Origin of the sequence: Desulforamulus hydrothermalis Lam5 = DSM 18033 (genome assembly GCF_000315365.1) — a bacterium.
Classification (GTDB): domain Bacteria; phylum Bacillota; class Desulfotomaculia; order Desulfotomaculales; family Desulfotomaculaceae; genus Desulfotomaculum; species Desulfotomaculum hydrothermale.
Genome location: NZ_CAOS01000003.1, coordinates 117,719 through 141,228, shown reverse-complemented (window position 1 = coordinate 141,228; position 23,510 = coordinate 117,719). Strand labels below are relative to the sequence as shown.

Genomic DNA, 23,510 nt, shown 5'->3' with positions numbered 1-23,510 from the left:
TATCACAACTTATTGTGCCAAGATGAGCAGGGGTGGGGCGCCCAATCAGGCCGGCCAAGGCAGGTTGAACAAACAAGGACAGAATTTTGCAGTTGCTTCAGGGAGGGTCTGTCATGCCGACAACCAAAGGGATGATTTATATTATTATTGACTCCTTTCACCCCAGGGCGTTGGCACAGGGGCTTCAGCAAGGCAAACTGCCGGCCTTGTCCTTTCTGATTAAGAACGGCAGCCTGGATGAAGGCTGTGTTTCTAATTTTCCCACCATGACACCCGCCTGTACTTCCGCACTGGCTACCGGGGCACCGCCCAGCCGGCATACCGTTCCGGGCATTGTCTGGTACCACCGGGGCGAGCGAAGAATTATTAATTATAATTTTAATTGGTTATCGCTTTTTCAAAGGGGTTTGCAGCAAAAGGTTCAGGACCTGGTATTTAATTTAAACCACCGGCATCTCAGCTGGGAAGTACAAACTATTTATGAGCAATTGGAAGTTAAAGGCATCTTGACCGCTGCGGTAAACCCTTTTTTTTACCGTGCCAACACAGCATACTCTGTCCGCCTGCCCTTTATTATCAAATTACTGACCCTGTTTGAATTGTCAGACATGAAAATTTTCGGGCCGCAAGGTTTTTGCTTGGGTCAGTTATACCAGCCGCCGGGTAAGCTGCGGCAGATTATTAAAGATATACGATACTGGCGCAAGTTTGGTCTTAATGATGAATTTTCCGTCCGGGCGGCAGCATGGTTTTTGCAGCAAAAACAGCGCCCCCGCTTATTAACAATATATTTTCCTGATACTGACAAAGCGGCTCATGCGCAAAATGCTGATTGTTGCCATCCCTGTTTAACTAAACTCGATCAAAAGATTGCCGAACTGCTGAACTGTTTTCCCAGTTGGCAGGAGGCTTTAAATCAATACACCTTTCTGGTGGTGGGGGATCATGCCCAATCAACATTAACCAAAGGCAGACAAGCGTTAATTAAAATTCCGCGCCGCCTGGCTATGTATGCCCAGGCTAAACCGGCTGATGAATACATTGAAGAAAAGGACATTGCCATTTGTTCCAATGAGCGGATGGCCTACATATACATCCTCAGATACCGGCCGGGCATGCGAAAACATATGGTTAAATGCCTGTTAGAGGAGCCGCAGCTGGATCAAGTGATTTGGCAGGAAGCCGGCTGGTATCATGTGGCAACTCACCGGGGTAACCTTTCTTTTCGTAAGGGCGGGCAACTCAAGGACGACTATCATAACCGGTGGGAGGTAGTGGGAGATAAAGCGGCTCTGGATATGACGGTGGAAGGGGAACAAATAAGGTATGGCGTATACCCCAATGCCTTGGAACGCATCAGTCATTGCCTGGATAACCCGCATGCCGGCGAACTGGTAATTACAGCCAAACCAGGCTATATCTTACAGGGGGAAGGCAACCCGGGCCGCCCCGGCAAAGGCAGCCACGGCTCGCTGCATCAAGAGGATTCACTGGTGCCGTTAATCATCAGCGGGACTTCTCAAAGGCTTGACAAGCCCCGCCTGATTGATATTGTACCGTTTATCAAGTCTTTATTGTTAAATGATGATAATAAACAGTAAAGAATAATTCAGCTATTGTAATCACTGCGCCGGTTTTTCTGCCGGTTCTTCGGCCGGAGCAACATACAGGGTTTTCTGGTTATCATATAACACCATACCGGGTTTAGCACCTTTAGGTTTCCAGACATGGCGGCGCCGGGTATAATCCACCGGAACTTTGCCGGCTTGCCGCCCTTTACTGAACCAGGCAGCCAGGGCAGCGGCTTCTAAAAGGGTTTGCTCAGGCACCGCCTCAAGATCACGGGGGCAGCGGATAATAACATGGGAGCCGGGAATTTCCTTGGCATGCAGCCAGATATCATGGTCAGCCGCCAATTTGAAAGTAAGGTAATCATTCTGCTTATTGTTTTTACCCACTATAATGGGGTACCCGTCCGAAGATTTAAAGGACAGTGGCTGCGGTAGCTGCTGTTCTTTTTTTGTTTTATGCCTTCCCGGCTGCTTCTGCGGTTTAAGATAGGCTTGTTCTTCCAACTCACTGCGTACTTCTTTTAGGGCCTCTATATCCGAGGCCTGTAACAAAGCGGTTTCTACCCCCTCCAGATAAGACAGTTCGGTAGCGGTCTGGGTCAGTTGACTGTGTACCGCCTCCCGGGTGTTTTTGGCTTTAAGGTACTTTTTAAAATAGGCCTGGGCATTCTGGGCTGGAGTTAAGGTCGGGTCAAGGGGGATGGTTAATTCGCTGCCGGCCGGGTCATAAAAATTTATCACCCTGGCCTCCGGCCCCTGTTCTAACTGATAAAGATATGCCGTTAAAAGCTCACCGTATATGCGATAGTTATCTGCCTTGGCCGCCTCGGCCAAAGACTTTTCGTATAAAGCCGTTTTTTTCTTAAGGCGTGTTATTTCCCGGCGTACAGTTTGCCAGAGGGATTGGCGGTAATTTTCCAGCAAGCGCCTCTCGTGCAGTTTTTCATAGTACCGGTCTAAGATGCTGCTCATGCTGCCCGTTTCTTTATGGTGTGCCTTAATATGAGTTAAATCCTGCGCGGCAAAGGCCAGAGGCTGTCCCCGGCGGTCCAGCAGCAGGGTGGGCGAAAAGCGACCTTCCTGCAGCATTTGGCCAAGCAGTTGGATTTGTTGCCAGAGCTGCCTTAACTCGTATGCCCCGCAATGTTCCACCCGGAAATCCAGGGGCAAACCGGCCCGGAATACCATTTCCCGGCAGGTCTGGGGGCCAATACCGGCAATTTTTTGCAGCAAAACGTCCGCTAGCCGGGCAGATTCATCACTGTGCAATACTTCGTTTGAAAATTGTTCTTCCGTAAGGCTGCGGGGATCCAGTTTGGCCTGCTCAGGCGGCGGCAAGTAAGGTCGGTTGGGCAAGACTTCCCGGTAACGTGACACAGCATGAGAATAGCGGTGTATGCCATCCACAATGGTATTGCTGTTCGGGTCCACCAACAAAATATTGCTGTGTTTGCCCATTACTTCACATATTAGAAGTTTTTCGCCTGGCCGCCCCAGCTCATCCCGGGAATCAACGGAAAACTGCAAAACACGCTCTAACCCTGCCTGACTTACTTGGCGAATGCGGCCGCCTTCCAGGTGTTTGCGCAAAACCATACAGAAGACGGGCGGGGTTAAAGGGTTGATGTGGTTGCTTTCGGTTAAATGCACCCGGGCGTCCCGGGCGTCTGCCGAGAGCAGCAGCTTTCGCCGGCCCTGCTCACGGGTATGCACAGTCATAATAATTTCACCGGGGCCGGGCTGCTGTATTTTTTCCACCCGCCCGCCTGTTAATATATCTGCCAGTTCTCGGGCTACGGCAGCCATAACCAAACCATCAAAAGCCATCGCATCTTCTCCTCTCACTCATCTTATTTTAACCAACCGGGCCTTTCCTGTCACTCTAAATTAAAAGGAATCGGGAAGCCCAAACCTGAAAGCCGGTGCCTTCGATCGCGCCTATTAAGGGATTATTGATCGATGGCCGGTCTTTTTTTCGGACGGGCTGCATAAATTTAAAAAGGTACAAGCATTAGTCAGGCAGAGGAATAATATTTGCAACTTTGACAGTTTGTCAAACTCTGGGGGCTTAACCGGTCAGCCGCTTAAAAAACGCCGCTGACCGGCACATACAATGTGTGCAATAAACATTTTGGGAGGGAAGACATCATGACCGCGCGATGGTTTGCTTTGACAAGGCAGGAGGTAACAGACAAACTGGCCACTTGTCCCCACAAGGGATTGGACGAGCAGCAGGCCAGGGAAAGGCTGGCCCAGTTTGGTCCCAACCAATTAGTCAGCAAACACCAAACGCCGCCCTGGAAAATGTTTTTCGATCAGTTTAAAGATTTTATGGTATTAGTTTTACTGGCCGCCACTCTGGTATCCGGCTTTTTAGGCGAATGGGCTGATGCGGTTACGATTATGGTGATAGTGGTGGTTAACGCAGTTCTTGGTTTTATCCAGGAATATCGAGCGGAAAAATCCATGGAAGCCCTTAAGGCTTTGACTGCCCCGGAGGCCAGGGTCATCAGAAGCGGTTTGGAAAGAAAAGTGCCCGCCGCCCAGCTGGTACCCGGCGATATTGTTTTGCTGGATACCGGGGATAAGGTGCCGGCAGACATGCGGCTTTGGGAAGCTGCCAACCTGGAAGTGGAAGAATCCGCCCTGACCGGTGAATCAAACCCGGTCAAGAAACGGGTAGCCAATATGGCGGGACAAGAGGACGTCAGCCTGGGAGATACCCGGAACATGGCCTATATGGGGACAGTGGTAGTTCGGGGCAGGGGCAAAGGTGTTGTGGTGGCCACCGGCATGCAGACTGAAATGGGCCAAATCACCAAGATGATCCAGGAGGCAGCAGAGGATCAAACCCCTTTACAAAGGCGCTTGGAACAGTTGGGCAAGACCTTGGTCGTGTTTTGTTTAATTATCTGTGCCCTGGTGGTGCTGTTGGGTGTAATGCGGGGAGAACCCCTTTACCAAATGTTTTTAGCCGGTGTCAGTTTAGCGGTGGCAGCCATTCCGGAAGGACTGCCGGCTATTGTTACTATTGCTTTGGCAATCGGAGTCCAGCGGATGATCAAACGTAACGCTATTATCCGCCGTCTGCCGGCAGTGGAAACTTTGGGTTGTGCCACGGTTATCTGCAGCGACAAAACCGGTACCCTTACTGAAAATAAAATGACAGTGCGTGAAGCTCTGGTAGGTAAAGCACGCATAAAAGTGTCGGGAGAAGGATATGATCCCAAAGGTGAATTTCGATTTGAAGGAACCAGGGGGCCGGAATTTGAGTTATTTTTAAAATGTGCGGCGCTTTGTAATAATGCTCGTTTAACCCGGGGCGAAATACCTGTGGGAAACCTGTTTCGCAGCCTGAAAGCCGGCCAGTTAACCAATGTTTGGGGAGTGGCGGGTGACCCTACCGAGGGTGCTTTGCTGGTGATGGCAGCCAAGGGTAAGGTTTGGCGCCAGGATGTGGAACAAACTGAAAAAAGAATATTAGAATTTCCTTTTGACAGTACCCGCAAAAGAATGTCGGTAGTTTATCAGAAGGAAAACGGTGGTCTCACCGCCTATGTTAAAGGAGCACCGGATATTATACTGGATATGTGTACTCATATCTGCCGTGACGGTCGCTTGGTCCCCCTGACGGAAACCATCAAACAGGAGATTTTGCAGCAGAATTCTGATTTGGCCAAGGAGGCTCTGCGGGTGTTGGCGCTGGCCTATCGCGATTTGCCGTCCGTAAACGAAGGGGAAGAACTTAAAGAAGATTTTATCGAGCAGCAATTAGTCTTTTTAGGTTTGGCCGGTATGCTCGACCCGCCACGACCGGCAGCCGTGCAAGCCGTACAAGCCTGCCGGCGGGCCGGCATCCGGACGGTAATGATTACCGGCGACCACCGGCTTACGGCGCAGGCAGTGGGCAAAGAACTGGGTCTGCTGTTTAAGGGCTGCCGGGTAATATCGGGTACGGAACTGGACCGTATGAGTGATGAGGAGTTGCAGGAAACGGCTGTTAATACGGCAATTTATGCCCGGGTTACGCCACGGCACAAACTTCGCATTGTACGGGCTTTGAAGAGGAACGGACATGTGGTGGCCATGACCGGCGACGGGGTTAATGATGCGCCGGCGGTGAAAGAAGCAGACATCGGTGTGGCTATGGGGCAGGCAGGTACAGATGTAACCAAGGAAGCTTCCGCCATGGTGCTGGCGGATGATAACTTTAGCACGATTGTGGCTGCTATTGAAGAAGGCAGGGCCATTTACGATAACATTCGCAAATTCATACGTTATTTGCTGTCTTGCAATGTGGGAGAGGTACTGACCATGTTTTTGGCCGTATTAATGGGTATGCCGCTGCCCCTGCTGCCCATTCAGATTCTGTGGATGAATCTGGTTACCGACGGCCTGCCGGCCATGGCTTTGGGTGTTGACCCGGCAGATAAAGATCTGATGTACCGGCGCCCCCGGGATCCCCAGGAAAGTGTTTTCTCCCACGGTTTAGGGCGGCGCATTGTCAGCACCGGCATCCTGTTTGCCCTGGGCACCCTGGTGGCCTTTGCTGTGGGACTGATGATGGGGCCGGTAGAATTGGCCCGCACCATGGCCTTTAACACGCTGGTATTTTTTCAATTGTTCTTTGTTTTTTCCTGCCGCTCAGAAAGACACTCGATATTGGAAACCGGTTTGCTGGGTAATCCGCAACTGGTACTGGCGGTGGCAGTTTCGGCCTGTTTGCAGTTGGCCGTCAACTACATCGGTTTCCTGCAGCCGGTTTTCCATACAGTGCCGCTGGCCTTGAAACACTGGCTGGTGGTGCTGGCTATAGCTCTCTTGCCCCAGTTGTCAGGCATTATTATTAAAGCCATCAAAGACCGGGCTAAAGAACGTATAATGTACATCAGGGCATAACCTGTGATTAATACCGGTTCTTTACATCCGTTGCAGACCGTATTCAAGCACCGGCAACAGCACTTGATGAGCGAAAGGAGCCATTGGGGTGGCGCCCACAGGACGTGGGCGCCAGCCGAACCGGGCCAGGATGGCCCGTTTGAGGCGACCCCAAGGGCGACCGTAGCGAATCATAGTGCTGTCGGTGCGTAGACCGGAGCCAAAGGGGATCATAAACCGCCGCTAATGTTTGTCGACACTCTGACTGATCCATTACAATGGGATCAGTTTTTTGTTGACAGATATACAATGTACAATCAGGGAGCCGGCAGGAAAAGCATGCAGCAAGTAGAAATCTATCGTTCACAGGACATAATACATAAAATAACGACATTGCGTAAACTGAATAAAAGACTCCGGGGAGGTAGCATCATTGTTTTTTACCAAAGTACATGGTTTAGGCAACGACTTTATACTGATTAATGCCGGCACCGGTGAAGGATTACCGGATGATTGCAGTACGCTGGCCCGGGAGATGTGCGACCGCCGGTTCGGCATCGGGGCTGACGGACTGGTACTGCTGCTGGATTCGGAAGTTGCTGATGTCCGGATGAAGATTATTAACTCGGACGGCAGCGAAGCGGAGATGTGCGGCAATGCCATTCGCTGTGTGGCTAAATACCTATATGAACATGGCATTGTCAGGAAAGACGAGATTAAGGTTGAAACCCTGGCCGGTATCATGGTGCCGCAAATCATCCATAATAACGGTGAAGTGTCAGCGGTACGGGTAGATATGGGCGTTCCCCGTCTGGCGAGGGCCGACATTCCTATGCTGGGGCCGGTGGGGCAAGTGATTAATGAACCCCTGGAAGTGGCCGGACAAACCTTTAATGTTACAGCGGTTTCTATGGGCAACCCGCACTGTGTTATTTTTGTGCCGGACGTGGCGGCAGTTCCTCTGAGCGAGATTGGTCCCTTGCTGGAAACCCATCCTTCCTTTCCCAGAAAAACTAATGTAGAGTTTGTTCAAACAGTAAGTCCCGGCGAAGTCCGCATGGTAGTATGGGAGCGGGGGGCCGGTCCAACCCTGGCTTGCGGCACCGGTGCCTGTGCGGTGGCTGTGGCCGGTGTTTTAAACGGTTATACAGAAAAAAAAGTAACTGTACATTTGCCCGGCGGTTCTTTGTTCATTGAATGGGCGGACAATGGCAGGGTATTTATGACCGGACCGGCTGAGGAAGTTTTTAACGGTGAATATACAGTATACAAGCAGCCTTAAGGTTGCCAATGCCTGGCTGACATTGTTATACTTGGCACGAATGTACCAAAAGGAGGAGTTTGTTTTGCGCTTTGAAGAAGCTCAAAGAATAAAGAATTTGCCCCCTTATTTATTTGCCCGCATTGAAAAAGTAATTGCTCAGAAAAAAGAAGCAGGCGTAGATGTAATCAGCCTGGGTATCGGTGACCCGGATATTCCTACACCGGAACACATTATCAAAGAAGCCCGGCAGCAAGTGGCCGTGCCGGCCAACCACCAGTACCCTTCTTCAGCAGGCATGCTGGCTTATCGACAGGCGGTGGCAGACTTTTATGCCCGGCGTTTTGGCGTAGAACTGGACGCCGGAACCGAAGTGGTTTCTTTAATTGGCTCCAAGGAAGGCATTGCTCACATTTCATGGTGCTATCTTAATCCCGGCGACACCGTGCTGGTTCCCGACCCGGGCTATCCGGTTTACAGCGGGGGTGCCATTTTGGCCGGTGCCGAACCGTACTACATGCCGTTAACCGCCGAGAAAGGTTTTCTGCCTGATTTGGCAGCTATTCCCCGGGATGTGGCCAAACGGGCCAAGATGATGTTTATCAACTATCCCAACAACCCCACCGGAGCTGTGGCAGATGAAAAATTTTATCGGGAAGTTGTTGACTTTGCCAAACAGTACGAAATTTTAGTTTGCCATGATAATGCTTATTCAGAAGTTGCCTTTGACGGCTATAAACCTCTTTCTTTCCTGCAAATTCCCGGTGCCAAAGAGGTGGGTATTGAGTTTAACTCCGTTTCCAAGGCTTACAACATGACCGGCTGGCGCATTGGCTGGGCGGCCGGCAACCCGGATGTTATTGAAGCGCTGGGACGCTTTAAAACCAATATTGATTCCGGACAGTTCCAGGCTGTGCAGTATGCTGCCATTGCCGGCCTTACCGGCCCGCAGGACAGTGTGGCGGCCAACAATGAAATATACCGGGAACGGCGGGACCTGGTGGTGGACGGTCTGAATGCCATGGGCTGGCAGTTGGCCAAACCAAAGGCCACCTTCTATATCTGGGCGCCGGTACCTAAGGGCTTTACCTCGGCTTCCTTTGCGGAATTTGTCATTGAGAAGGCCGGCGTGGTAATAACCCCCGGCAACGGTTACGGCCAACAGGGAGAGGGGTACTTCCGTATTTCCGTTACCGTTCCTAAGGAGCGGATTGCAGAAGCCCTTGAACGGATGAAAAAGTATATCGGCAAGGTGGAGTTTTAAATAAATATTAATAATAGTTGGGAGAGACTGTTATGCGATTAGCGGAACGAGCTTTGGGTATCAGCCCGTCACCCACTTTGTCCATTGATGCCAAAGCCAAGCAAATGAAAGCCGCCGGCATCAAAGTGATCAGCTTTGGGGTGGGGGAACCGGACTTTGATACACCTGACCACATTAAAGAAGCAGCCGTGGCAGCCATTCAAGCGGGGGAAACCCGCTATACACCGGCCGGCGGCACACTAAAACTGAAACAAGCCATTGTTGATAAATTCCGCAGGGAAAACGGTCTGGAGTACCAGACCAATCAAATTGTGGTTTCGGTGGGGGCCAAACATTCACTGTACAATGCTTTTCAGGTGCTCTGCCAGCCCGGTGACGAGGTTATTTTGCCGGCACCCTACTGGGTCAGCTACCTGGAACAAATTAAACTGGCCGGTGCCCAGGCTGTCATTGTACAAACCAGGGAAGCCAACGGCTTTAAACTGACTCCCCGGGAGCTAAAGGCAGCCATTACGGACAAAACCAGAGTTTTTCTGCTCAACAGCCCCAGCAACCCCACCGGCGCCGTCTACAGCCGCGACGAACTGGCTGCTCTGGGCGAGGTTTTACTGGAACACAACATTACCGTTATTTCTGATGAAATTTATGAAAAACTGCTGTACGACGGTTTAGAACACGTCAGCATTGCCTCCCTCAGTCCGCAGTTAAAAGAAAATACCGTAGTCATTAACGGGGTTTCCAAGGCCTACGCCATGACCGGCTGGCGTATCGGCTATGCAGCCGCTCCTGCTCCGGTCGCGAAAGCCATGGCCGACCTGCAGTCGCACGCCACCTCCAACCCCACTTCCATTGCCCAAGCAGCCAGCGTGGAGGCCCTCAATGGTTCCCAGGCTGAGGTGGCAGCCATGGTGGTTGAGTTTGCCAAACGCCGCGATTATATGCTGGAGCGGGTAAAGGCCCTGCCCGGCGTCAGCTGCCCGAAACCCGGCGGTGCTTTTTACCTGTACCCCAATGTCAGTGCTTACTTCGGCAAGTCTTATCAGGGCAAAACGGTGAACAGTGCCACTGACCTGGCGGACCTGTTGCTGGAAGTGGCTGAAGTGGCGGTGGTACCCGGCATTGCTTTTGGCGGGGATGACTTTATCAGATTGTCTTACGCTACATCAATGGAAAATATTAAAGAGGGTATGGATCGCATCGAAAAACTGCTGCGCCAGTTGCAATAACAGATTATTTTTGAAAAGCCCCGGGCAAATTATAGTTAATTTAGCCCGGGGCTTTTTAGCCCCGCAGGTGGAAACGGGGGTATGGTTTTGTTAACAGAACAGCAACTGGCAGTATTTAAACAGCGCCTGCAAAAGATGCGACAACATATGCAAAACCGTATTAACAACTACAATAACCAGGAAAGGGGCGGCGGTCTGGGACTTTCTACGGATGAATCACTGGAAGAACTTTCTTCTTATGATAACCATCCGGCCGACCTGGGCAGCGAGATGTTTGAGCGCAGCAAAGACCTGGCTTTAAAGGGTGATGCCAAGTTTATTTTGCTGGCTGTTGAGGATGCCTTGGCTAAGCTGGAAACGGGCAGATACGGCATATGCGAGGTATGCGGCCGGGAGATCCCCCCGGCCAGACTGGAAGCTGTTCCTTATACTACCCAGTGCAGCCGGTGCAAATCTAAGGATGAAAGCCTGCCCCGGCCTCGGGAGCGGACAGCGGAAGAAGATGTATTGGCGGACCCCTTCAGCCGTGCCTGGCGAGACAACGAAGACTACAACGGTTTTGACGGCGAGGATGCCTGGGAAACCGTGGCCCGCTGGAATGAGCATGCTGACCGCAGCCAGGCCGGGTCCTATTACGGGGACGAAGAATTGATCAACGAAGAACACACAGAGAGTTTTACAGATCCTGACAGTGTTCCGTATGAAGTTGACGACGGGGTTTTTTACCAGTCCTTTCGTGAATTTGCAGATGAACGCACCCCGCTGGAAAAAGAAAACAACAACCACCGGGGCAACAATTTTTAATTTAAAGTTGCGGGCCAGGCGGGCCCGCAGCGAATTAATCATCGTGCTGCCGGCGTAAAGACCGGAGCTAAAGGAGATCATAAACCTCCCTTAGGTTAGCAACACTTTGTAATTTTTAATTGAAAAATTTCTAATACGGGGCCGGACCGGGCATAACTATGAAATAAAGAGTTATGATCAGGAAACGGCTCTTTTGCTTTTAAATCTTAGTTTTTAAGCCAAATTTAAAGGATAATCTAAGTTTAAGTAGAAACATTATACTGTTAAAAAATTATTTAAAAAATAACAAGTAATTGGGTGATGGCATTTTGATCAAAAGCATGACCGGCTATGGCCGGGGGGAGTCTTGCGCCGCCGGACGCAAATTTATAGTGGAACTAAAGTCAGTCAATAACCGTTTTTGCGAAGTTATTCTTCGGCAGCCCAAAACCTTAAGTCAAATTGAAGATAAAATTAAGAAGCGAATTCAAGAACGAGTGGCCAGAGGCCGGGTGGACGGCTATATTTCCATTGAGGAAACCGGGGAGACGACGCCCGAGGTAAAAGTTGACAAAGCCCTGGCGGTGGCGTATCATAAGGCAATGGAAGAACTGAGGGGTTGTTTGGGTATTTCCGAGGCAATTTCTATTAAAGATATTATTGCCCTGCCTAACGTCATTACTCTGGAGCAGCCGGCAGAAAACGTAGACGAATGGTTGGCCGCCATTGAACAAGCCACTGACCAGGCCCTTGATGGGTTGCTGGCCATGCGGCAAACGGAAGGGGAACGCTTGACGGCGGATATTCTGCAGCGGGCGGCAGCCATTAAGCGCTTGATGGTAGAAGACGTGGCTGCCAGGGCGCCTCTGGTGGTGCAGGAGTACCGGGATAAGTTGTCCCAGCGTTTGGCTGAATGGCTGACCGGCGGGGTTATAGACGAGGCCCGCTTGGCTGCAGAAGTAGCTATCTTTGCGGAACGGGCAGATATTGCCGAGGAAATTGTCCGACTGCAAAGCCACCTGCAGCAGTTGGAACAAATTCTGACAGAGGGAGGCCCCGTAGGGCGCAAATTGGATTTTTTGGTGCAAGAAATGAACCGGGAAATCAACACCATTGGCTCCAAGGCCAATGATCTGGTGATCACCAATGCTGTGGTAAATGCCAAAAGCGAACTTGAAAAAATAAGGGAACAAGTGCAAAATATAGAATAATGTAATAGGGGGAACTGTCTATGGATATCAAGCTTATTAATATTGGCTTTGGCAACATCGTTTCAGCCAATCGGATCATTGCCATTGTAAGCCCTGAATCTGCTCCCATCAAGCGCATTATCACCGAGGCCAGGGACAGGGGGATGCTGATCGATGCTACCTACGGCCGCCGCACCAGGGCAGTAATTATTACTGACAGCGACCATGTAATCCTCTCAGCCGTGCAGCCGGAAACCGTGGCCAACCGCCTGGTCAGCAAAGAAGCCGCTCAGGTAGACGAGCCTACGGACTAGGTGCAGATAAATGAACAGGCAAGGACTGCTTATTGTCATTTCAGGACCTTCAGGTGCGGGAAAAGGCACAGTTTGCCAACGATTGCTGCAGAGGAATCAAGATTTATGCCTGTCTGTTTCGTGTACTACCAGGCCGCCCAGGCCGGGTGAACAAGAAGGAATCAATTACTTTTTTGTAGACAGGCCAACCTTTGAACAAATGATTGCCAATAACCAACTGTTGGAATATGCCAGGGTTTACGATAACTATTACGGCACCCCGCTCAATTATGTGCAAGAGAAATTAGCAGCCGGCCGGGACGTCATCTTAGAAATTGATATTCAGGGTGCGCTGCAGGTTAAGCAAAAATACCCCCAGGGGGTATTGATTTTTCTGGTGCCGCCTTCCTTATCGCTCTTGAAAGAAAGACTTATCAAACGTGGCACTGATTCACCCGAAAGTATAGCCGGTCGTTTGCGCTGTGTGTATGACGAACTTACCAACACCGGACGGTATGATTATCTGGTTATTAATGATACGGTGGAAAACGCGGTAGATCAAATCGAATCAATTATTAAGGCGGAAAAATGTCGGCCGTCACGTTTTAACTTTGACTTGAGAGAATTTTTAGCCTGCTGATTGACAGTCTTGACATGTGGGGGGAAGCAGCCATGATGAATAAACCTACGCTGGATGAGTTAATGACCAGGGTAGACAGCCGCTATACGCTGGTTGTTGCTGCCGCCAAAAGGGCACGTATGTTGACGGAAGAAGAAATGAAGACAAACCAGTCTTTGAAAGCGAAACCTGTCACCCTGGCTCTGGAGGAAATAGCAAAGGGTTTGGTAACCTATCGTCGCACTCGCTCGGGTCAAAAGTAACGGAGGTGTCAAAATAGTTGCCGGCAGGAAAAAGCGTTACCGTTGGCATCACCGGCGGTATTGCGGTTTATAAAGCCGCCGAGCTGGTCAGTTCCCTGGTAAAAGCCGGGGCGGATGTGCATGTAGCCATGACAGCAGCGGCCCAGGAATTTATGACACCGCTTACCTTTGAGGTTCTCACCGGCAACCCGGTTCATACCCGACTTTTTCGAACCGGGGCAGAAGGCGGTGTATTGCATATTGATTTAGCGCAAAAAGCCGATCTTTTAATCATTGTTCCCGCTACGGGCAACATTATCGGTAAAGCCGCCGGCGGTATTGCCGATGATTTGGTATCTACCTTAATCATGGCCGCCTCCTGTCCGGTTTTGTTTTGCCCGGCCATGAATACGGTTATGTATCATAGCCCGGCGGTTCAGCAGAATATTAATAAATTAAAGAAACTAGGTTATCGTTTTGTTGAACCGGGGCAGGGTCGATTGGCCTGCGGTGCCACAGGAAAAGGTCGTTTGGCTGATTTGGCGGACATTTTGTATAATGTTGAAAAACTCTTGACCCCCCAGGATCTGGCGGGGTTAGACGTTCTTGTTACCGCCGGTCCTACCAGGGAGCCGCTGGATCCGGTGCGCTACCTGACCAACCGCAGTTCCGGCAAGATGGGGTATGCCCTTGCTCGGGCAGCTGCGCTGCGCGGTGCCGAAGTAACGCTGGTGAGCGGCCCCACCGGTTTGACAGCGCCGCCGGATGTAGTAACCATTGCGGTAGAAACAGCCAGAGAAATGTATGAAGCTGTTTTGCAGCATTTTGAACAGGCCGATGTAGTTATTAAAGCAGCAGCCGTGGCTGATTACCGGCCCCAGGATGTGGCTGGCCGGAAAATAAAAAAACAGGGGCAGGAATTACAACTGCAGCTGGTGCACAACCCGGATATTTTAGCCGAATTGGGACGCCGGAAAAAAGACTGTCAACTGCTGGTGGGTTTTGCGGCTGAGACCAATGATCTGGAGCGACACGCCTTAGCTAAATTAAAAGGCAAAAACCTGGATTTGTTGGTGGCCAATGATGTTACGGCACCCGGCGCAGGATTTGACTGCGATACCAATCAGGTGAAAATTTTTGCCCGTAACGGCGAGGTTGTGTCATTACCTTTAATGGATAAAAATAAAGTGGCCCAACAGATACTGGATCGGGTGGCTGGTTTGCTGACAGATCGGCGGGAGGCAAACTAAATGCAGTACGCCGAGGTGGCTGTTATCGTTCCGGTGCGTTTATACCAAACTTTTCATTACCGGGTGCCTTCGCAGTTGCAGAGTGAGCTGAAAAAGTTCAGCCGGGTTGAGGTGCCTTTTGCCGGCCGCCTGGTGCAAGGGTTTGTAGTTGGGTTTAGCCGGCCGCCGCATTTACAGAAAGTAAAAGACATAAAAAGGGTGCTGGAACAGGCCCCCTTTTTAAATGATGATTTATATGAAACGGCGTGTTGGATGGTGCAGCGCTACCTGTGCAGCCTGGGTGACGCGCTACAGTGTATAGCCGGTTCGCCGGTTGGCAGCAGTCAGGCCAGGCAGGAAAACGGGCTGGTGGTGGCAGACGGGCAGTTTAACCAGGCCGTTTTAGCCAGGGCCCCCAAGCAAAAAATAACCCTGGAAGCGGCCCGGGCTTGTCCCGGTTTAACCAAAAGCCAACTGGCGGCGAAGGCAGGGGTATCGGCAGCAGTTGTTAATGCACTGCTGGCTAAAGGCCTCCTCAAGGAGGCGGCAGCTGTGCAGGCGGGCGGACATGAGGCGATGCCCCGCGCGGCTATACCCCCACTAACTGCTGAGCAGGAATTGGCTGTCAGCCAACTGCGGCAAGCCCTCCGGGCAGCCGGCCCCTCCGCTTGGCTGTTGCATGGTGTCACCGGCAGCGGTAAAACAGAAGTATATCTGCGGCTGATTGACGAAACCTTAAACATGAGGCGGCAGGTCATTGTGCTGGTGCCGGAAATCTCATTAACGCCCCAGATGGTTGAAAGATTTCGGGCTCGCTTTGGCCAACAGGTGGCCCTGCTACATAGTGCCCTGTCCCAGGGGGAAAGATATGCCGAAAAGGCGCGTATTCGTGCAGGCCAGGCTGCGGTAGTGTTAGGTGCTCGTTCGGCAATTTTTGCTCCGGTGCCTGATTTGGGGTTAATTATCATCGACGAAGAACATGAACATTCTTATAAACAGGAAGAAAGCCCTAAGTACCATGCCCGTGAGGTAGCGCTGCAAAGGGCTGCCCAAAACAAAGCAGTGGTGGTGCTGGGCAGTGCTACCCCGGCCTTGGAGAGCTATTGCAGGGCCAGGCCAGGCGGTCCTTACGGCTTAATTACCATGACCAAACGTGTGGATCAAAGGGAACTGCCCAAAGTACATATAATTGATCTGCGCAAGGAACTGGCCGCAGGCAACACAAGCATTTTTAGCGTTGCTTTACAAAACGCCCTGGCCGGGCGATTGGCCAAGGGAGAAAAAAGCATCTTATTTCTTAACCGCCGGGGACTGGCCACAGTGGTGATCTGCCGGCAGTGCGGCGGGGTTATGAAATGTCCCCGCTGTGAGATTTCTTACACGTTGCACAGTGACGGCTGGCTAAAATGCCATTATTGCGGTCATGCTGCCCGGGCGCCCGGTATTTGCCCTTGCTGCGGCGGGCAAACCATACGGAGTTTCGGCGTGGGTACCCAGCGGGTGGAAGAAGAAGTGAAACGACTTTTCCCAGACTGCCGGGTCTTGCGTATGGATGCTGATACTACCGCCCGTAAGGGATCCCACCGGCAGTTGCTGCATGAGTTTGCACACGGGGACGCCCAGGTGTTGATCGGTACCCAGATGATAGCCAAAGGGCTGGATATTCACCAGGTAACCTTAGTTGGTGTGATCAGTGCGGATATTACCCTGCATATGCCGGATTTCCGTGCTGCCGAGAGAACTTTTCAATTACTTACCCAGGTGGCCGGCCGGGCCGGCCGGGGCAGCAAACCGGGCGAAGTAATTATTCAAACCTATGATCCCGGACATTTCAGCATTATTACGGCACAAAACCATGACTACCTGGGATTTTACCACAAAGAAATGGCGGTGCGCCGCTCGCTGCGATACCCGCCCTTCAGCTATTTAATCAAGATACTGTTTACCGGCCTTAATGAAGGTGATGTTATGGCAGCTGCCCAATACTGGCAGGAACGTTTAGCTGAGGCAGGCAGAAATTTGGCGGTCCGGGACTGGGAAATACTGGGCCCTGCCCCGGCGGGCATTCCCCGCATTAAGAACCGTTACCGCTGGCAGCTGATTCTTAAAGGCATGGCCAGCCGGGATATTCGCCGCTTGGCAGCTGCCGTATTGGAACAAGCCGGCACCCGATATAAGCAAGTAGCCGTGAGCATCGATGTAGACCCGCTTAACTTATAGCCTGCCGGCGGAATTAAAAAGGGCTCCCAAAGATACTTCATAATAAAAAGGTTTGCTTAAGAACAGGAGGACCAGATAATGGCTGTTTATCAAATTGTAGAAATCGGTGATCCGGTGCTGCGGGAAAAGGCGAAGCCGGTTAAAGAAGTAACGCCCCATATTTTAAAACTACTGGACAACATGGCCGACACCATGTACGCAGCCAAAGGAGTCGGTTTGGCCGCACCCCAAATAGGAGTTTCTAAGCGTGTTATCGTGGTGGACGTAGGTGAGGGGTTGGTAGAGTTAATCAACCCGGAAATAGTGGAAGCATCCGGCCAGGCGGTGGATACGGAAGGTTGCCTTTCGGTACCGGGTATGATTGGTGAGGTGGCCAGGGCGGATAAATTAATTGTCAAGGGATTAAACCGCCAAGGCAAAGAGGTGGTTTACCAAGCAAAAGGCTTTATGGCCCGTGCCTTGCAACATGAAATTGATCACCTGGAGGGCATTATTTTTGTAGACAAAGCCAGCAACCTGCGTAAAGCAGAATAAATCAGCCAGAGGAGACAGTTTTATGCGCATTGTTTTTATGGGTACACCGGATTTTGCTGCATACTCCCTGCGGGCTTTGCTGGCTGCCGGCAAGCAGGTGGTGGCTGTGGTGACGCAGCCGGACAAACCTAAGGGCAGGGGTAAGCAATTGCAACCGCCGCCGGTAAAACAGCTGGCACTGGCCAATCATTTGCCGGTACTGCAGCCGGACAGCATCCGAACCCAGGAGTTTGTACAAAACTTGCAAGAACTCCGGCCGGACTGTCTGGTGGTGGTGGCTTACGGCAAAATTCTGCCGCCGGCCGTCCTTGCGCTGCCCCCCCGGGGCTGCATTAACCTGCATGCTTCTTTGTTGCCCCGTTACCGGGGTGCTGCTCCTATCCATTGGGCTGTCATTAACGGGGAAACGGAAACCGGTGTTACCACCATGTTTATGGATCAAGGCATGGACACCGGCGATATGATTTTAAAGCAAAAAGTGATTATCGGACCGGATGATACAGTGGGGATGCTGCATGATCAATTGGCCCTGGTTGGGGCCGAACTGTTGGTAAAAACCATTGATTTACTGGAACAAGGTTTGGCGCCCAGGACACCCCAGGATCACAGCCAAGCCACCTATGCCCCCATGCTGCAAAAAGAACATGAACTGATACACTGGGATAGGCCGGCCAGAGACATCCATAACCAGGTCAGGGGCATGAATCCCTGGCCGGGCACCTATACCACCTGGGAAGACAAAATATTAAAGATTTGGCGGACGCGGGAGATTTCGTCAGAAACTGTCGCCGCGCAGCCGGGTACTGTTTTAGAAGCCGGTTCTTCAGGCATACTAGTACAAACCGGTCGTGGACACCTATTAATCTCTGAATTGCAATTGCAGGGCAGTAAAAAAATGGCGGCTGAAGATTTCCTGCGGGGAAAACCTATTGCTCCCGGTACGGTTTTGGGTGGGGGAGGAATGTTCCGGTCATGATTACTCCCGGTCAAATGCAGGCGCCACAGGTTCGCAAAAGACTGTTCTTAGGGTTGCTGGTGGCCAGCCTGCTGGTGGTAGGGTTGCTGGCGGGAACCGTCTGGTACCTGCTTTATCACCCTACGACATTGCTGCATCAGGTAATTTTAATCGCGGTGGTTGGTTTGGTTATTCTGGCCATTTTAGCGGTAGGTTTCGGCATCGGCGGCATAGTTCTAACCATCTGGCTGGCGCAAACCATCAGACCGCTGCAGCCTTTGATGCGCGTTGCCATGTCAGCGCTGTTTCCCTTTGCCATCGGGCTGGGGCGTCTTTTTAAAATAGATACAGATAAAATAAAAAATTCTTTTATTGAAGTTAATAATGAGCTGGTACGCACCAATCAGCAGGCTTTGCGCCCGGAGCAAATTCTTTTGCTGGCGCCCCACTGCCTGCAAGAGAGCCATTGTCCCCACAAGGTGACCCACGATATCAATAACTGTCGGCGGTGCGGCAAATGTAAAGTGGCTGATCTGCTGATGCTGCGTGATAAATACGGTATCCGAGTAGGGGTAGCCACCGGTGGCACCCTGGCCCGTAAATTTGTTAAAGAGTACCGGCCCAGGGCCATTGTGGCGGTTGCCTGTGAAAGGGACCTGGCCAGCGGTATTCAGGACTGCAGCCCAATACCGGTGCTGGGCGTGTTAAATGATCGCCCCTATGGACCCTGTTTTAATACTTCGGTTAATATTGCCGGCGTCAGCCGGGCTGTTGAATTCTTTTTGGGCTGCACCACTGACAGGTATGAGGAAGGGATGAAAAATTGAAAAATATCACCGCCCGGGAGCTGGCTCTGCTGGTTGGCAAAGCAGTGGAAGAAGAAGGTGCTTACGCTAACCTTGCTCTCAATAAGGTGCTTGAACAATATCAGCCCGGCAAATTGGACCGGGCTTTTGCCACAGAATTAGTTTATGGGGTATTGCGACATTTAAATACCATTGACTGGATACTGGCCCATTTTTTAAAGCAGCCCTTGGCTTCGCAAACCGTTTGGATTCGCAACATTCTGCGCATGGGGACTTATCAAATTATGTTTATGCCCAGGATACCCGATTCTGCAGCCTGTAACGAATCTGTCAACCTGGCTAAAAAATACGGCCATGCCGGTGCAGCCAATTTTGTTAACGGGGTGTTGCGCAATGTGGTAAGACAACGGGATAATTTGGATTTTCCTGATCCCGAGCAAGACCCGGTAGATTTTATAGCTCTTAAATATTCTCATCCCACCTGGCTGGTGGAACGGTGGTTAAAAGAGTTTGGTTTTTCAGCCACCATTGCCCTGTGTCAGGCCAACAACAGTCCGGCTCCCAATACGGTGCGCACCAATACTTTAAAAATTTCGCGGCAGGAACTGCAGGCGCGCCTGCAGGATGAAGGGGTTAAGGCAACTGTTACTGCCTACGCTCCGGAAGGATTAAATTTAAGCGGTTTTTTATCTTACCGATCGCTGACAACATTCCGGGAAGGCTTATTTCAGGTGCAGGATGAAAGTTCCATGTTGGTGGCGCATGTCTTAAATCCGGCTTCGGGAGCCCGGGTAATTGATGTGGCGGCAGCACCGGGCGGCAAGACAACCCACCTGGCTCAGTTAATGGGTGATTCGGGTCAGATTTTAGCTTTTGATTTATACGCCCATAAACTGGATTTAATAAATGACAATTGCCGGCGCCTGGGTATTAACTCCATTCAAACCAAAGTGGCGGATGCCCGGGACATCCATCAGGAATATCAAGGCTGGGCTGATTATGTGTTGGTGGATGCCCCTTGTTCCGGTCTGGGCGTATTAAGGAGACGACCGGACGCCCGCTGGCGCAAAGACCCCTGCCAGCTGCCGGGTATAGTTAAGCTGCAGAAGGAGATTTTGACATCTGCGAGCAAATGCTTGCGCCCCGGCGGGGTGCTGGTTTACAGCACTTGCACCATCTCCCATGAAGAAAACCTGGGGGTCGTGGAGGACTTTTTAGCGAACCATCCGGAGTTCAGCCTGGGTGACCTAAGACAGTTCCTGCCGCCGGGTTTAGACCGGGAAGCAACCGCTGCCAGGGGATATTTGCAATTACTGCCGCATGTCCACGGCATGGACGGGTTTTTCCTGGCTCGCTTGAGAAAAAAAGGATTTGAGTAAAAATGTGTAGAAATAGCAACTCCAAAGTTAATTTAAAGGATTTAAACCTGACCGAGCTGCAGCAACTTCTCAGCCAATTAGGCGAAAAGCCTTTCCGGGCGGAGCAAATCTGCCGTTGGATTTTTGCTAAAGGGATAACCGGTTTTAGCGAAATGACCAACCTGTCCAAAGAATTAAGAAGCAAGCTGGCTGAGCTGGCCTGGCTAAGTTCCCCTCAAATGGCAGTTCGCCGGCAATCAGCCGACGGCGACACCGTAAAATATCTGTTTACCCTGACGGACGGGCATGCGGTGGAAAGTGTTTTAATGAAACATAGTTACGGCAATGCTGTCTGCGTTTCCACTCAAGTAGGTTGCCGCATGGGTTGTTTGTTTTGTGCCTCAACCCTGGGCGGCTTGGTGCGCAACCTGAGCCCGGCCGAAATATATGATCAGGTATTGGGCATTCAGCAGGACAGCGGGCTGAGGGTCAGCCACATAGTCATCATGGGCACCGGAGAACCTTTAGATAATTACGACAATGTATTAAAATTTTTAGCCAATATCAATGCCCCATACGGCCTTAATATCGGTTTCCGCCATATCACGCTCTCTACCTGCGGTTTGGTACCCCGTATGCGGGAACTGGCTCGAAAAAAACTGCCGCTCACGCTGGCGGTTTCACTGCACGCACCCAATGACGCTTTACGGGATCAACTGGTACCGATTAACCGCCGCTATAAATTAGCGCAGTTAATTGAGGCCTGCCATGATTATGTAAACCTGACCGGACGGCGGATTACTTTTGAATATGCTTTGCTGGCCGGCGTCAATGACCGGGAAGAACATGCAAGGCAACTGATCTCTCTGGTAAAAGGGTTGCTGTGTCATATTAACTTAATTCCAGCCAACCCGGTGCAGGAACGGGGCTTTCAGCGGTCTTCGCCGGCCCAAACCGAAAGGTTTCGTGCTATTTTAAGCCGAGGAGGCTTGCATGTTACCGTCCGAAGGGAAATGGGCGGTGATATTGATGCCGCCTGCGGCCAATTAAGACGCCGGTATGAAAAGCAAAAGCCGGGAGGTGACTGACGTGCGACTGTTCGCGGGGCTGGAAAGCAGTTTGGAAAAGTACATTGAAGGTTTTTTTAAAGATAAGTTCAGTGCTGATGCCCGGGTACAGCCCACGGACATAGCCAAAAAGTTGGCCCGGGCGATGCGGGATAAACGGCGGGTTAGTGTTTCCCATGTCTACGTACCCAATGAATATACCGTAAAACTGCATACAGCGGATTATCAAGCGATCTTCCCTATGGCTGCCCTGTTGTCGGAAGAACTGGCAGACTACCTGGTACAAAAAGCGTCGGAAAAAAAGTTTACCCTGGTTGGACGGCCTCGTATTACTTTTGCCGAGGGGGAAAAGGTGGCAGCAGGGGATATTGTGATAGAAAGTAAATTTGGTGTGCCGGATACAGGACAGGTGGCAGACCATGCCGGTACCCCCCCTGCAACTCTGCCGACGGATAATCAGGATACTATAGATTACAGGCCTTTATCGGACACTGCTCCTTTATTTGATGTCAAGCCAAAATATTCGGCGGTTTTAGTGGTTGAGGAAGGAAAGGATGCCGGCAAAGAATTTCCCTTGACCGATTACCGCACCAGCATTGGCCGCCGTGATACCTGCGACATTGTTCTGGCAGACAGCAGCGTGTCCAGAAGGCATGCCCAAATAGAAAAAACAGGCGGCCGTTTTTGGCTGACCGATCTCAACAGTACCAACGGAACCTATGTGAACGGTTTGCCTGTAGATAAAACAGAATTAACTACCGGCGACGTCATTACGGTGGGTAATACAGTTCTTATTTTTAAGGAGATTTAAAGTGCTGTCACTGGCCATAACCGTCTTAAGAACCATCTTTTTAATTTTACTATATTTATTTATTTTTCGCTTAACTGTCAGCATGTTCGACCGTCTGCGGGAGAATGCCCGGGAAAACCGGCAGCCGGTGGAACGCGTGCCTTCCTGTCCGGCGGTTTGCGGGGGCGACGGTGCGGTTTTACAGGTGGTGACCTCCGCTGATCAAGAAATCCGGCCCGGTGACACCTATCCCCTGGGCGACGTAACCAGGCTGGGGCGGGGAGCGGGTAATCATATTATTTTCAGCGGTCCGCATGCTTCCCATGAACATGCCCGTATTTTTTATCAACAGGGTCAGTATTGGTTAGAAGATTTAGGCAGTTTAAACAGCACTTATCTTAATGAAATGCCGCTGACAAAACCTACTGTACTGGCCAACGGAGACCGTATTAGAATTGGTGAAGTTATTTTTCGATTTGTGAGGTGGGCGTATGAAATGGAGTCAAATTACTGATGTCGGACGGGTGAGAGCCGGCAATGAAGACAGTCTGTGCGCCTGCCCGGATATTGGCCTGTTTGCTGTGGCTGATGGCATGGGAGGGCACAAGGCAGGAGAAATTGCCAGCAGCACGGCCCTTAATTACCTGGCGGAAAATTTGCGACAAGCATTAAAGACAACGAAAGATATCCAAGCCTCTATCCAGCGTATTTTACAGGAAGCTAATCAAAGGATTTTTCGGCTGTCCAGTGAATTTGAGGCATACCGCGGCATGGGCACAACCGTTACCGCCGGCCTCTTTCAGGAATACCAACTGTTTATTGCCCATATTGGCGACTCACGGGCTTACCTGGTAAGGGATGATGACATTATCCAGCTTACGGACGACCATTCCCTGGTCGGGGAAATGCTCCGCCATGGCGGTATTACCGAAGAACAGGCCCTCTGTCATCCCCAGCGTAATGTTTTAACACGGGCCATGGGAACTGCGCCGGCCGTTACCTTTGATTTTTACAACCGTCGGCTGCAGCCCGGAGACAAAATATTATTATGCACTGACGGCCTGGTTAACCACATGCGGCCCGAAGAAATAAAATCAACCATTCTGGCTCAAAAAGATTTAGACCTTGCGGTTAAGCTTTTATTGGATACTGCCCTGGCACGGGGAGGGCATGATAATATTACTATGATTCTGGTCGAAATGGAGTAACCTTCGGAGGTGTACA

The 23,510-nt window shown here is 51.0% G+C and carries 22 protein-coding genes; 20 read left to right on the top strand and 2 right to left on the bottom strand.

Translation table 11 applies throughout. From position 1 onward, the window contains the following. Positions 1 to 113 precede the first annotated feature (113 nt). Complete coding sequence (locus DESHY_RS01805) at positions 114 to 1,601, top strand: alkaline phosphatase family protein (protein ID WP_008409992.1); 1,488 nt, start codon at positions 114 to 116, stop codon at positions 1,599 to 1,601. Between the two features lie 21 nt (positions 1,602 to 1,622). Here DESHY_RS01805 and DESHY_RS01800 read toward each other — a convergent pair whose 3' ends face one another. Then, positions 1,623 to 3,398 (bottom strand): Rqc2 family fibronectin-binding protein, encoded by a 1,776-nt coding sequence (locus DESHY_RS01800; RefSeq protein ID WP_008409990.1) that lies wholly within the window; start codon positions 3,396 to 3,398, stop codon positions 1,623 to 1,625. Positions 3,399 to 3,719: 321 nt separating this feature from the next. Here DESHY_RS01800 and DESHY_RS01795 point away from each other — a divergent pair, with 321 nt between their 5' ends. After that, positions 3,720 to 6,470, top strand: a complete 2,751-nt coding sequence (locus tag DESHY_RS01795) for a calcium-transporting P-type ATPase, PMR1-type (RefSeq protein ID WP_008409988.1) — start codon at positions 3,720 to 3,722, stop codon at positions 6,468 to 6,470. Positions 6,471 to 6,491: 21 nt separating this feature from the next. Here the strand turns inward: DESHY_RS01795 and DESHY_RS13430 are convergent, their stop codons facing one another. Then, entirely contained in the window at positions 6,492 to 6,683 is a 192-nt protein-coding gene (locus DESHY_RS13430) for a hypothetical protein (protein WP_008409985.1), read from the bottom strand. A gap of 199 nt (positions 6,684 to 6,882) precedes the next feature. Between DESHY_RS13430 and dapF the strand changes: the two genes are divergently transcribed. The 18 genes from dapF to DESHY_RS01705 all read left to right on the top strand — a co-directional run bounded on the left by dapF (position 6,883) and on the right by DESHY_RS01705 (position 23,494). Beyond that, entirely contained in the window at positions 6,883 to 7,731 is an 849-nt protein-coding gene (dapF, locus tag DESHY_RS01790) for a diaminopimelate epimerase (protein WP_008409982.1), read from the top strand. A 64-nt stretch (positions 7,732 to 7,795) separates the two neighbouring features. Beyond that, positions 7,796 to 8,974: an LL-diaminopimelate aminotransferase gene (locus tag DESHY_RS01785; RefSeq protein ID WP_008409980.1), complete on the top strand. Its 1,179-nt coding sequence runs from the start codon at positions 7,796 to 7,798 to the stop codon at positions 8,972 to 8,974. Positions 8,975 to 9,006: 32 nt separating this feature from the next. After that, complete coding sequence (locus tag DESHY_RS01780) at positions 9,007 to 10,200, top strand: pyridoxal phosphate-dependent aminotransferase (protein WP_008409978.1); 1,194 nt, start codon at positions 9,007 to 9,009, stop codon at positions 10,198 to 10,200. An 81-nt stretch (positions 10,201 to 10,281) separates the two neighbouring features. Further along, positions 10,282 to 11,004 carry a TraR/DksA C4-type zinc finger protein gene (locus DESHY_RS01775; RefSeq protein WP_008409976.1) on the top strand — a complete coding sequence of 241 codons (723 nt, stop codon included), beginning with the start codon at positions 10,282 to 10,284 and terminating at the stop codon, positions 11,002 to 11,004. Positions 11,005 to 11,312: 308 nt separating this feature from the next. Beyond that, positions 11,313 to 12,194 carry a YicC/YloC family endoribonuclease gene (locus DESHY_RS01770; protein ID WP_048817799.1) on the top strand — a complete coding sequence of 294 codons (882 nt, stop codon included), beginning with the start codon at positions 11,313 to 11,315 and terminating at the stop codon, positions 12,192 to 12,194. A gap of 20 nt (positions 12,195 to 12,214) precedes the next feature. Then, a complete protein-coding gene (remA, locus tag DESHY_RS01765) occupies positions 12,215 to 12,487 on the top strand; it encodes an extracellular matrix/biofilm regulator RemA (RefSeq protein ID WP_003541102.1) in 273 nt (90 codons plus the stop codon). 10 nt (positions 12,488 to 12,497) lie between these two features. Continuing rightward, complete coding sequence (gmk, locus tag DESHY_RS01760) at positions 12,498 to 13,106, top strand: guanylate kinase (RefSeq protein ID WP_008409973.1); 609 nt, start codon at positions 12,498 to 12,500, stop codon at positions 13,104 to 13,106. Positions 13,107 to 13,138: 32 nt separating this feature from the next. After that, entirely contained in the window at positions 13,139 to 13,348 is a 210-nt protein-coding gene (gene rpoZ / locus DESHY_RS01755; RefSeq protein ID WP_008409972.1) for a DNA-directed RNA polymerase subunit omega, read from the top strand. Positions 13,349 to 13,365: 17 nt separating this feature from the next. Beyond that, positions 13,366 to 14,577, top strand: coding sequence for a bifunctional phosphopantothenoylcysteine decarboxylase/phosphopantothenate--cysteine ligase CoaBC (gene coaBC / locus DESHY_RS01750; RefSeq protein ID WP_008409970.1), 1,212 nt, complete (start codon positions 13,366 to 13,368; stop codon positions 14,575 to 14,577). Further along, positions 14,578 to 16,776, top strand: coding sequence for a replication restart helicase PriA (gene priA, locus DESHY_RS01745; protein ID WP_008409968.1), 2,199 nt, complete (start codon positions 14,578 to 14,580; stop codon positions 16,774 to 16,776). A 78-nt stretch (positions 16,777 to 16,854) separates the two neighbouring features. After that, a complete protein-coding gene (def, locus tag DESHY_RS01740) occupies positions 16,855 to 17,310 on the top strand; it encodes a peptide deformylase (RefSeq protein WP_008409966.1) in 456 nt (151 codons plus the stop codon). A 22-nt stretch (positions 17,311 to 17,332) separates the two neighbouring features. Further along, positions 17,333 to 18,286: a methionyl-tRNA formyltransferase gene (gene fmt, locus DESHY_RS01735; RefSeq protein WP_008409963.1), complete on the top strand. Its 954-nt coding sequence runs from the start codon at positions 17,333 to 17,335 to the stop codon at positions 18,284 to 18,286. Then, positions 18,283 to 19,092, top strand: coding sequence for a DUF116 domain-containing protein (locus tag DESHY_RS01730; RefSeq protein ID WP_008409961.1), 810 nt, complete (start codon positions 18,283 to 18,285; stop codon positions 19,090 to 19,092). Before fmt ends, DESHY_RS01730 begins: the two co-directional genes overlap by 4 nt. Continuing rightward, positions 19,089 to 20,450, top strand: a complete 1,362-nt coding sequence (rsmB, locus tag DESHY_RS01725) for a 16S rRNA (cytosine(967)-C(5))-methyltransferase RsmB (protein ID WP_008409959.1) — start codon at positions 19,089 to 19,091, stop codon at positions 20,448 to 20,450. The genes DESHY_RS01730 and rsmB overlap by 4 nt, the downstream gene beginning before the upstream one ends. A 2-nt stretch (positions 20,451 to 20,452) precedes the next feature. Further along, positions 20,453 to 21,517 carry a dual-specificity RNA methyltransferase RlmN gene (rlmN, locus tag DESHY_RS01720; RefSeq protein ID WP_008409958.1) on the top strand — a complete coding sequence of 355 codons (1,065 nt, stop codon included), beginning with the start codon at positions 20,453 to 20,455 and terminating at the stop codon, positions 21,515 to 21,517. 1 nt (position 21,518) lies between these two features. Continuing rightward, positions 21,519 to 22,307, top strand: coding sequence for an FhaA domain-containing protein (locus tag DESHY_RS01715; protein WP_008409957.1), 789 nt, complete (start codon positions 21,519 to 21,521; stop codon positions 22,305 to 22,307). Between the two features lies 1 nt (position 22,308). Then, positions 22,309 to 22,800, top strand: a complete 492-nt coding sequence (locus tag DESHY_RS01710; RefSeq protein ID WP_008409956.1) for an FHA domain-containing protein — start codon at positions 22,309 to 22,311, stop codon at positions 22,798 to 22,800. Continuing rightward, complete coding sequence (locus tag DESHY_RS01705) at positions 22,778 to 23,494, top strand: Stp1/IreP family PP2C-type Ser/Thr phosphatase (protein WP_008409955.1); 717 nt, start codon at positions 22,778 to 22,780, stop codon at positions 23,492 to 23,494. The genes DESHY_RS01710 and DESHY_RS01705 overlap by 23 nt, the downstream gene beginning before the upstream one ends. Positions 23,495 to 23,510: the final 16 nt, after the last annotated feature.